8 protein-coding genes and 1 pseudogene are annotated in these 10,075 nt (G+C 34.5%); 5 read left to right on the forward strand and 4 right to left on the reverse strand.

The window, feature by feature from the left end; genetic code table 11:
• Positions 1–268: 268 nt before the first annotated feature.
• From AB6N09_RS05405 to AB6N09_RS05420, 4 genes are all read left to right on the forward strand, one after another.
• Positions 269–1,195 (forward strand): ribose-phosphate diphosphokinase, encoded by a 927-nt coding sequence (locus AB6N09_RS05405; RefSeq protein ID WP_411131910.1) that lies wholly within the window; start codon positions 269–271, stop codon positions 1,193–1,195.
• Positions 1,185–1,538, forward strand: a complete 354-nt coding sequence (locus AB6N09_RS05410) for an Asp-tRNA(Asn)/Glu-tRNA(Gln) amidotransferase subunit GatC (RefSeq protein WP_411131911.1) — start codon at positions 1,185–1,187, stop codon at positions 1,536–1,538. The genes AB6N09_RS05405 and AB6N09_RS05410 overlap by 11 nt, the downstream gene beginning before the upstream one ends.
• A 340-nt stretch (positions 1,539–1,878) precedes the next feature.
• Positions 1,879–3,114 (forward strand): tRNA (N(6)-L-threonylcarbamoyladenosine(37)-C(2))-methylthiotransferase MtaB, encoded by a 1,236-nt coding sequence (gene mtaB, locus AB6N09_RS05415; protein ID WP_411131912.1) that lies wholly within the window; start codon positions 1,879–1,881, stop codon positions 3,112–3,114.
• 35 nt (positions 3,115–3,149) lie between these two features.
• The gene (locus AB6N09_RS05420) at positions 3,150–3,941 is read left to right on the forward strand and encodes an outer membrane protein (RefSeq protein ID WP_411131913.1); all 792 of its coding nucleotides are present in this window, start codon (positions 3,150–3,152) and stop codon (positions 3,939–3,941) included.
• Here the strand turns inward: AB6N09_RS05420 and AB6N09_RS05425 are convergent.
• The 3 genes and pseudogenes from AB6N09_RS05425 to AB6N09_RS05435 form a co-directional block, all read right to left on the reverse strand.
• Positions 3,942–5,417, reverse strand: a pseudogene (locus tag AB6N09_RS05425) (type II secretion system protein GspD).
• 199 nt (positions 5,418–5,616) lie between these two features.
• Positions 5,617–6,324, reverse strand: a complete 708-nt coding sequence (gene rnc, locus AB6N09_RS05430) for a ribonuclease III (RefSeq protein ID WP_411131914.1) — start codon at positions 6,322–6,324, stop codon at positions 5,617–5,619.
• 78 nt (positions 6,325–6,402) lie between these two features.
• Positions 6,403–7,443, reverse strand: a complete 1,041-nt coding sequence (locus tag AB6N09_RS05435; protein WP_411131915.1) for a quinone-dependent dihydroorotate dehydrogenase — start codon at positions 7,441–7,443, stop codon at positions 6,403–6,405.
• Positions 7,444–7,978: 535 nt separating this feature from the next.
• Between AB6N09_RS05435 and AB6N09_RS05440 the strand changes: the two genes are divergently transcribed.
• Positions 7,979–9,514: an acyl-CoA carboxylase subunit beta gene (locus tag AB6N09_RS05440; RefSeq protein ID WP_411131916.1), complete on the forward strand. Its 1,536-nt coding sequence runs from the start codon at positions 7,979–7,981 to the stop codon at positions 9,512–9,514.
• Between the two features lie 247 nt (positions 9,515–9,761).
• Here the strand turns inward: AB6N09_RS05440 and AB6N09_RS05445 are convergent, their stop codons facing one another.
• Complete coding sequence (locus AB6N09_RS05445) at positions 9,762–9,962, reverse strand: hypothetical protein (protein WP_411131917.1); 201 nt, start codon at positions 9,960–9,962, stop codon at positions 9,762–9,764.
• Between the last annotated feature and the right edge of the window lie 113 nt (positions 9,963–10,075).

Here is a 10,075-nt window from a genome sequence, read left to right on the forward strand (position 1 = left end):
CTGAAACGCGCTTATAAGTCGTTCAAGACAGTATAGTACGCCAATTTGCAGGATTAGAGAGTGAGCAACTTCTACCACGTGATTTCTTTTGTCTTTTTTCTCTATTTAGTAAATTTCTTAAATATTTACTATTAAAATAGTATCCTGGATTCCAGTGTCGGCTACTTGGATGAATGGTAGCTGTGCAAGAGATCGCTGATAAGGATCTTAGAATAGAGTTTCAATCACTCCATAGTTTCTGTATAATCTTACATTCAATTGGTAGATTATGAAGATAATAATAGGTAGCGCTAGTAAAGAATTAGGGGAATCGATAGTTAACAAGCTAAATGTTCAACCGTCCCTTACTCAGGTATCAAGATTTCCCGATGGCGAGATGAACGTGTGCGTGGAAGGCGATATCTATAATCAAGAGGTGTACATAATACAGTCAATTTCTCCTCCTGCAAATGACAACCTTATGGAGCTCCTGATCACAATTGATGCAGTAAAGAGGTTAAGAGCCAAAAGAATAACGGCGATTATTCCCTATTATGGGTATAGCAGGCAAGATAGGGTTATTAAAAATGACAATATGCAATCTGCTTTGAGTGCGAAATTAGCTGCAAATCTCATCCAGGCTGCAGGTGCAAATGGTATTGCAATTATTGATTTGCATTCAAGTCAAACTGAAGGATTTTTTGATATACCAGTCGCTAATTTGAGCTGCCTTGAAGCATTTGCTGACTCTATACACACGGAGAATTTGGCAATAGTTGCACCCGATGTTGGAGCAATCGGTAGAGCGCGTGCTTTTGCAAAGACTTTAGAGAAAAAGTATGAGATGGGATTGAGTAATAAGATTATTGTAATAGATAAATATAGAGAGAAAGCAGGTACATCTCAGGTAATGAATGTAATAGGAGAAGTGACAAATAAGAATTGTATCATCGTTGATGATATAGTTGATTCTGGTGGCACATTATGCAATGCCGCTCTTGCTTTGAAAAGTCACGTGGCAAAGTCTGTAATTTCATGCATCACACATGGTGTGCTTTCGGGAAATGCAATTGAAAAAATCTCTTCCTCTTCTCTAGATAAATTAGTGATCACAGACACCATACTTCACAAATTTGAAAAAACTGGTAAAATAGCAGTTGTTTCAACTGCAAATATTTTGGTTCACTTCATTAAAGGGGATAAGAATGCAAGCTAGATCAACAGAAGACATCATCACTTCGCTAATAGAGTTTGTGAACAAAAGAAAAGTAACAATTACTAAGGAAGAAATGCTTAAAATTGCACAGCTTGTAAGAATTAAGTTATCAAGTGACGAAATTGAGCACTACTCTAAAGAACTAACGATGTTGGATTGGATACGTGATGCTTTGTTGCAAGTTAACACTGAAGGTGTTTCTCCTATACGTTATGGTAGTATAGATAAGGACATTCACGTACATGATGACGTTGTCAATGCTCAGAACATTAAAGAGGAGATATTGTACAATACAAAATCTGAGCATGGATATTTTGTAGTGCCAAAGGTTATAAACGATTGAAATAAGGCTGTGTTGTACAGTCCCAGAATGCAGTGGCATGATAAAGTATGAAAAAAATAGTTGACTTTCCCAAATTCACCTGCTATACTATAAGACTTTTTCTGTAAAAGGATAAGTAGCTTCAAGCACCAACGTCAAGTTGGTGCGATTTTTCTTGGTTAATATTCCTTAAGCTGGCTTTAGTATATACTAAGTTGACGCAGTTACACACTATACCTTTATCAAGTTTTTGCTTGAGGCAAATCGTTCTAACGTTTCTGAGCCTGATCATAAGAGGCTTAATGACTTTACTTGAATGTTTGATATAATAATTAAATTATAAGATCGATTGAAGTCTAGCATGGATGAAGTAGTAACATTTGGCTGTCGTTTAAATTTTTATGAAAGTCAGTTAATTAAAGAAGTACTAAGAAAAGCAGAGAGAAAAAATGTTGTTGTAGTACACAGTTGTGCAGTAACAAATGAAGCAGAACGCCAGGTGAAACAAAAAATACGTAAGATTCATAAAAATGATCCAAGTAAAGAAATTATTGTAGTTGGCTGTGCCGTTCAATTAGATCCTAAATCGTACACTAACATTCCTGGTGTAAGCAAAGTGCTGGGCAATCAAGATAAGCTAAAGACTGAAAATTATTTGCTAAATAATAACAAAATATTAGTCAGTGATAATCAAGCAAGCAGGTCAGAACCTATTCTAATTAATAAGCTTGAAGATAAATCAAGAGCATTTATCGAAGTCCAAAATGGCTGTAATCATAGCTGCACATTTTGCTCAATTACTGAAGCAAGAGGAAACAACCGATCAGTACCAATAAATAATATTATAGAGCAAATCAAGATTTTCGTAGCAAACGGTTACCAAGAAGTAGTGTTTACAGGTGTTGATATTACTGATTTTGGTACAGATTTATTCGGCAAACCTTCACTTGGTTCAATGATCAGGAGAGTTTTAAATGATGTACCGGAATTGAAGAGACTTAGGCTTTCTTCCATTGATGTTGCTGAAATTGACGACGAGTTAATCAGCTTAATAGTTAACGAATCAAGATTTATGCCATATTTACACTTAAGTTTGCAATCTGGTAATAATTTAATCCTAAAAAGGATGAAACGTCGTCACAGTAGAGAGCAAGTGATAGAATTTTGTCATAAAGTAAGGGGATTGAGGCCTAATATAGCGTTTGGTGCTGATATTATTGCTGGATTTCCAACGGAAACTGATGAAATGTTTCAAAATACTGTTAATCTCCTAAAGGAAACGAACATAGTTTACCTACATGCTTTTCCATATTCAAAGCGAAAGAATACGCCTGCTGCGCGAATGCCACAAGTGCCAGAGAATGTGCGTAAAGAAAGGGTAAAAAACTTGAGGGAAATAAGTAAAGAAATGATGAATAACTTTTATCGATCTTTGATCGGCACTAAACAAAGCGTTTTAGTTGAGCAAAATAATATCGGCAGGGCAGAAAATTTTGCATTAATAAAGCTTTCATCAGAGGTTCATGCTAAAAGCATTGTAAAAGCTAACGTTATAGGAATGGAGAGTGGTTATTTAATTGGAAATGTTCTTTCTTAATTTCTCGATGTGTGAAAAGTATTGTAAACTTGTTTATGATGAAAAGATCTACCGTTTTTGATGCATTGCTAATCTTATGTATTAGCTTCTTTTCTGCTCAGGCTAATGCAGGTGATGCTGAAGATCTAATGCTTGCAAACAGATTTGTATGCCATAAATCTAGAAAATATGATGAAAAAGAAGTTACATCAGTTAAAGATAAAAGACTTAATTTCTATATTAGTGCCAACGGTGGCAAGATATATTCTGATAACTCAGAGACATTTATGAATGGCATAAAAGCAATCGGAGAAAGAGTTCTCACTTTAGTTGAAAGCAGTTGTGGTTCTATAATAAGAAATATAGTGGAAGATGGAATTAAGAGTATACATCAATTTGATGGTAAAATTGATTTCCAGTGGCTCAGCAGCATATCTTTAGGTTACTATGCTAGAGAAAATGGCCGAATTGATTTTGAAACTATGTATTCTTGGGCCGATATTAAAAGTGATAACCCTCTACTAGTATTTGATAAATCAGTCAGTATATTTGCATTTTTGTTAAACTTCTATTATAATCCTAGTATTCAGGATACACAATTTGCTCCATATATCGGTCTTGGTATAGGACCAACAGTTTTTAGATTAAAAAAGGTTAATGGGTCACCTAAAAATTCAATACCATTAAATGTTCCTTGGTTTGCTTATCAAGTGAGACTTGGTGTTAATTATTCAATAGTTCCGGAAGTTAGAGCCTCCCTTGGTTATCGTTACTTCAGCATTCTAATACCGGTTGCAGGTGACATATCAACTCATAATATTGAAATCGGTTTGATGTTCAGTTTTTAGTTAATATATATATAAATTCTCGTCCTTTTTATCTAACAAACCAAGCGTTGGTACAATTGTTGCTTTTAAAAAGATGACGGTTTCTACCGTTCTCATATTATCCGCTAGCCTTTTTGACTTCTGATGCAATGTAGCTTTAAAGCTTTGCTTATCTTCTCTATGCTCTATAAGTCCGCCAATTACCATAACTTCACCACTCTTGATTTTTAACATAGAGTTCATTTCCCTAATTTCAATAATTGGAATGTTACTATTCAGTTTTGTTTTACTCTGCTGCGCGATGTACTCTATATTTGTGTCTTTAGTGTAGCCGTAGTATCAACATTGATGCTTAGATGGATTATTAACACAACCCCTATTGGAACACTATTCATTTTGGTAACTAAGGTATGATTGGAGTTTTTTTGTATATCAGAGGTAAAATAAACGTGATTTTTAGTGAAAGAAATCATCGTTTGCTGATTATTTATGGCATGTACTCTAGGGCTTGAAATCACAGTTGAAGTGCCAAATTTGTCTAAACTTTTTACTAAATTCCCTAGATCACCCACGCCAAAGTTCATTGCTAAATTAATAATGGAACTATCATGATTCATTACAGGTTTGGTTCCATCGCATAAATCATCTAAGTTGATGTCAGAAAGGTACTTATCGTCTAACACGACTTCAACTATCTTTGCCTCTATCATTACTTGAGAAGACGCTAACTGCTTAACTTTATTAATATATTCTTCAACAGCTTTGTGGATGCTTTTTCTAGCATTCAAAATAGTAACATCAGCTTCTCTATTAGATGAAGGAAACTCTCCATCATTTACCCCGTTAACACCCATTATTGCATTCAGCCCCTTTTCCAATGAGTTCCATAAGTCGCTGCTGTATTGAGACTTCACAACGCTATTATAATCCTTATCGGCATTGATTCCGTCACTGCTGGTAATATTGTTGTTAACAATAAAACTGCTTTGAGCAGAGTGTTGAATATTGATAAAGTCTACGTAATAATTTTGCGCGTACGGTAAATCTTGCTCAATTCTAATCACACCATTACTTGTTGAGTAGCGCAGTTTGGCGTTATCAGCTATGCTCTGAATTACTTCATTTATATTTTTAGCTTTTAGCTTTTAGCTTTAAAATAATATTGCCTGATATTTTTGGATCTATATTTAAGTTAATGTCAGAAAGTTTTCCTATCTTAATCAGCAAATCCTTTACTGGAACTTCTTCACCAATATTAATAGAAATAAGCTGACTACTGGACGTGAAATCAGGAAACTTGATGGGCAAAGGTACAATTTCTGGTACTGTTGGTTCGTTACTCTCCAAAGGAAAAATTTTGCCCTTGCATTGCCTCAGTGAATGGTCGTGCTCAATATCATGATGATTTTTGTCGTCTATTTGGGTAATATATCCCTGAGTAGGTAAGCATATACAGGAGATGATAAAAAGGAGCATTAAACATTTAAAAATGGTCATTAGAAAAAAAGCATATAAAACCATTCTAATAGATTTCTATAAAAATATTAAAAATGTATTTAATTTTGTCTTCATCTGGCAGAATTACTACACTAAATGCTGCAAATTTATAGCCTAAAGCTATAGGGTTCTCATCTATAGAGACCATCCACAAGATACTTGTTTTTGATCAGGATGATTTTGTTTCTTAAAACTTGAATTAAGTTGAATTGCTTTTTTCACTATTGTTAATTTTTTCTAGCATGAGCTCGGCAGCTTTTTGTTCAGCAACCTTTTTACTAGAAGCGTATGCAGAAACTTCACTATAGTTTTCTATGCGAATTGATATAGTAAATTCAGGATTGTGTTCTGGCCCAGTCTGTTTTGCAAGCTCATACTTTGGTAAAGGTAATTTATTTTTCTGAGTCCATTCTTGTAGCGAAGTTTTAGGATCTTGAGGAGGGATTAGCATATCCTTAGCCAGCTTCTCCCAATGTTGGGTAACAAATCTTTCAACACTTTTAAATCCGCCATCAATATAAATCGCGCCTATTAGTGCTTCAAGTGCGTTTTCCAAATTTTTTAAGTTACATTTCCCTCCATTGCAGCGTTCGCTATTATTCATGAGAATAAAATCGCCCAATTCTATTTCTTTAGCGACAGTGGCAATCGTACTGCCACAAACTAAGTCCGTTTTTCTTTTCGCCAACGCACCTTCTCTTTCCTCAGAAAATAGTTTAAACAGTATAGCAGACACAATCATATTCAAAATGCTATCACCCAAAAATTCTAACCTTTCGTAATTTTCAGTTTGATTTTCGCTATTCTTTTTATTTAAGCTTGGATGAGTCAGTGCTTCCTCTAATATCGCATCATTTTTAAACCTATAGTTGATGATTTTAGATATTGCATTGTTCACGTTTTTCATACTTGTTGTATTAAAAGGAAGTACTTCCTGCTGTATCTTTATATCAGAAAATTAGTTTTACTCCATCAAAATAAGTTGCTAAGATTTACAGTCACAACCCACTGCATCACTGATGTTACTTAGTCCATCTCTTCTTATTAGCTCTGCAAGCTCCAGATTGATTTTATTCACAACTTGAGGCCCTTGGTATATGAGAGCAGTGTACAGTTGTACTAGAGAGGCTCCTGCCTTTATTTTTTTATACGCATCAGCACCGCTTGAGATTCCCCCACATCCTATTAATAATGTTTTGCCCTTAGTGAGTTTATACATGTCACTCAATAATTCAGTCGAAAGTTTAAACAATGGCCTGCCGCTCAATCCGCCAATTTCGTTGTGATGAGAATGCAGATTATCTCGGCTAACCGTAGTATTGCTTACTATCAAGCCGTCAATTTTGTATTCCAATACAAGCTCAGCAATATTTTCTTTTGTTTGCTGATTTATGTCTGGAGAAATTTTTAATATTATTGGCATAGATTCAGAATTATCAATTGATTTCCGAGTTAGAGTTATGGACTTCAACAATTCCGATAATTCTTGTTTATTGTGCATGTTACGTAAATTTGGCGTATTTGGAGATGAGATATTCAGCACTATATAACTACTTTTCCCATATACCATCTTTATTAAGTCAATATAGTCACTGATTTGGTCCTTCGAAGTGCTATTTTTCCCTATATTGATGCCGAAAACGCAATCATCAAGCTTGGTTTCATTTATTCGTTTAAGGAAATAGTCTATTCCTTTATTATTAAATCCCAATCTATTGATTATTCCTTTGTCTTTAATTAAACGAAAAATTCTCGGTTTTTTGTTCCCATATTGAGGGTGTTTAGTTACAGTACCAGCCTCAATAAATCCAAAACCAAATGAGAGCATGGGCCTTATAACTTCCGCATTTTTGTCAAAACCTGCAGCAAGACCCACAGGACTTCTAAGTTTATTACCAAAGAAGTTTACGTTTAAAGATTCTGGTAGTTCTATAGGTTTTCCACAAGGCATCTTTTTTAATATCGTGATTGCCAAGGAATGAGCAATTTCAGGTGGTAGCAAAAACAGTAAATTACGTAATATCATTTTGTAAAACACTCTTCAGTTTATTTTCTACCATAGAACGCTACGGGAGTATAACCATAACTTTAAAAGAAGACGTTTTTATTGATTTTGAATAAGCTTTCTGGCCTTGCCCAGTTCATGTTAGTCATAAATATTTAAAAAATTTACCAAATAAGAAAAAAAGCAAAAGAAGCCCCGTTGGCGGCTAATTATTTATATTAACTTTATACATTGGTGTTTTTTATTGTCTTAAACGCTTTAACAAGAGCATTTTAACTTATTTTAGGTAAAAACCTTGAAAGTTTGTAAAGACATAAGACGACAAGTACATTAAGTTTTTTGTCGTTTAATCTGCACAGACTGAAGATAAATAATAGCTTCATTCTCGTTATAAGGGTAACGACGAAGGTTGTCAAGTAGTTTTTTTGTTTCTGTTGAGTAACGGTTGATCAAATCATAAGGAGGTTCTTAAGAGGAAGTGCTTATGTCAAAATAGAATTTTTTACACTTTAAAAAAGTAATGTATACTTTGTTGACTGAAAATCACTTTTTTGATATGCAAGACTTTAAAATATTAGAAAACCTAAAAGCCAAAGCACTAGAAGCTGAAAAAGGAGGCGGTCCTGATAGGATCAACAAACAACATGCAAAAGGGAAACTAACTGCTAGAGAAAGGCTGAATATACTGCTCGATGAAAATTCGTTTGAAGAATACGACAAATTCGTAAAACACCATGCAACTGATTTTGGCATGCAAAATGATAATTTTCTAGGTGATGGGGTTCTAATTGGCAACGGTACTATCTATGGCAGAAAGGTTTTTGTTTATTCTCAGGATTTCACTGTTTTTGGTGGTTCACTTGGTACGTCACATGCAAGAAAAATATGCAAAATTATGGATATGGCAATTAATGCCAGGGCTCCAATTATCGGACTAAATGACTCTGGTGGAGCTAGAATTCAAGAAGGAGTAAATTCCCTTGCTGGCTATGGAGAAATTTTTCAAAGGAATGTAAATGCATCAGGTGTTATACCACAAATCTCTCTAATCATGGGCCCATGTGCTGGCGGTGCAGTTTATTCTCCAGCATTAACTGACTTTACTTTCATGGTAAAAAACAGCTCATACATGTTCATAACAGGACCAGATGTAGTAAAAAAAGTCACCTACGAAGACGTAAGCCATGAAGATCTCGGTGGAGCAAAAATCCATACAAGCAAGACAGGAGTTGCAGATTTCGCATTTAATAATGATGTTGAAATGCTGCTAAAAATGCGTGAATTCTTCACCTTTTTTCCGGTAAATAATCAACAATCCCCTAAACCTGTACCAATCTGCAATGATGTCGATGATGTCGATGATGTCGATGAATCTTTAAATACTCTAATTCCTAGCAATCCTAATATTCCTTATGATATGTATGAGCTGATTGAAAAGGTGTGTGATGAAAGGAAGTTTTTTGAGCTAAAACCTGATTTTGCCCGTAATATCATAATTGGTTTTGGCAGAATTGAAGGTAACACTGTTGGTATTGTTGCAAATCAACCTATGCACCTTGCAGGATGTTTGGATATTGACTCTTCAAGAAAAGCCGCAAGGTTTGTAAGGTTCTGTGACGCATTTAGTATCCCTATCATCACACTCATTGATGTTCCTGGGTTCCTGCCAGGTACAAATCAAGAATATAATAATATAATACAACACGGAGCAAAGTTGCTTTATGCTTATGCTGAAGCGACTGTACCAAAAATTAGCCTTATTACTAGAAAAGCGTATGGTGGTGCATACATTGTCATGAACTCTAAACATCTAAAAGGTGATATAAATTACGCTTGGCCGACTGCTGAAATAGCTGTCATGGGCCCTGAGGGTGCAGTTGAAATTATATTTCGACGTGAAAAAGATCAACAAACACTGGCTAAAGAGTACAAAGAAAAATTCGCTAATCCATTTTTTGCTGCATCACATGGATATATTGATGATATAATAGTGCCAAGTAAAACAAGGCATCACCTTTATAAAGCATTAGAGCTACTCAAAAACAAGAAAGTAGAAAGAATATGGAAAAAGCATGATAATCTGCCTTTGTAACTTTTTTCTAGGTTTTTGTAATTAGTTTTCACTTAAATTAACAGACTAGATTCTGTAATTTTAGGAGGGGCGCAATCTTTCACTTGGGCTTTTTTAACTTAAAATAAATATAGAAAATTGCTTGAACTAGCAGCCTTTAAAAATATGGTTGAATAATTGTTAGTAATAATGTATAAGTATTAATACTTTTTAAGTTAATTTCTCATGGCTTTTTCAAAGTTTCTTGACCCAAAATTGGACCTAACATTCAAGAAAATCTTTGGCACTGAAAAAAATTGTAAGTTAAAAACGTGATATAAAAGAGATAAGAGAGAAAGATAACCATACTCACTATAGGAATAGAGTTATCATGGGCATGTGCGACCGAGAAAAAATTGGTATTACAACCGTTCTTATCAAGGTACACGAGCCCTATCTCTCGATACGTTTGAATAGTTGTTTGGGACATATATATATGCACCCGTTTACAATCTTAAATTAACAAAACTATCGAGGTTTATTATTGTTATATCTTATCAAAATTTTATTGGCATTGACATCGGAAAATTTAAAAATGTCGTT

Origin of the sequence: Wolbachia endosymbiont of Tettigetta isshikii, assembly GCF_041154185.1 — a bacterium.
Taxonomy (GTDB): domain Bacteria; phylum Pseudomonadota; class Alphaproteobacteria; order Rickettsiales; family Anaplasmataceae; genus Wolbachia.

Excerpts from the sequence above, each read along its gene's own strand:
- AB6N09_RS05405 (WP_411131910.1), top strand. The coding sequence starts at position 269 with ATGAAGATAATAATAGGTAGCGCTAGTAAAGAATTAGGGGAATCGATA.
- AB6N09_RS05410 (WP_411131911.1), top strand. The coding sequence starts at position 1,185 with ATGCAAGCTAGATCAACAGAAGACATCATCACTTCGCTAATAGAGTTT.
- mtaB (WP_411131912.1), top strand. The coding sequence starts at position 1,879 with ATGGATGAAGTAGTAACATTTGGCTGTCGTTTAAATTTTTATGAAAGT.
- AB6N09_RS05420 (WP_411131913.1), top strand. The coding sequence starts at position 3,150 with ATGATGAAAAGATCTACCGTTTTTGATGCATTGCTAATCTTATGTATT.
- rnc (WP_411131914.1), bottom strand. The coding sequence starts at position 6,324 with ATGAAAAACGTGAACAATGCAATATCTAAAATCATCAACTATAGGTTT.
- AB6N09_RS05435 (WP_411131915.1), bottom strand. The coding sequence starts at position 7,443 with ATGATATTACGTAATTTACTGTTTTTGCTACCACCTGAAATTGCTCAT.
- AB6N09_RS05440 (WP_411131916.1), top strand. The coding sequence starts at position 7,979 with ATGCAAGACTTTAAAATATTAGAAAACCTAAAAGCCAAAGCACTAGAA.
- AB6N09_RS05445 (WP_411131917.1), bottom strand. The coding sequence starts at position 9,962 with ATGTCCCAAACAACTATTCAAACGTATCGAGAGATAGGGCTCGTGTAC.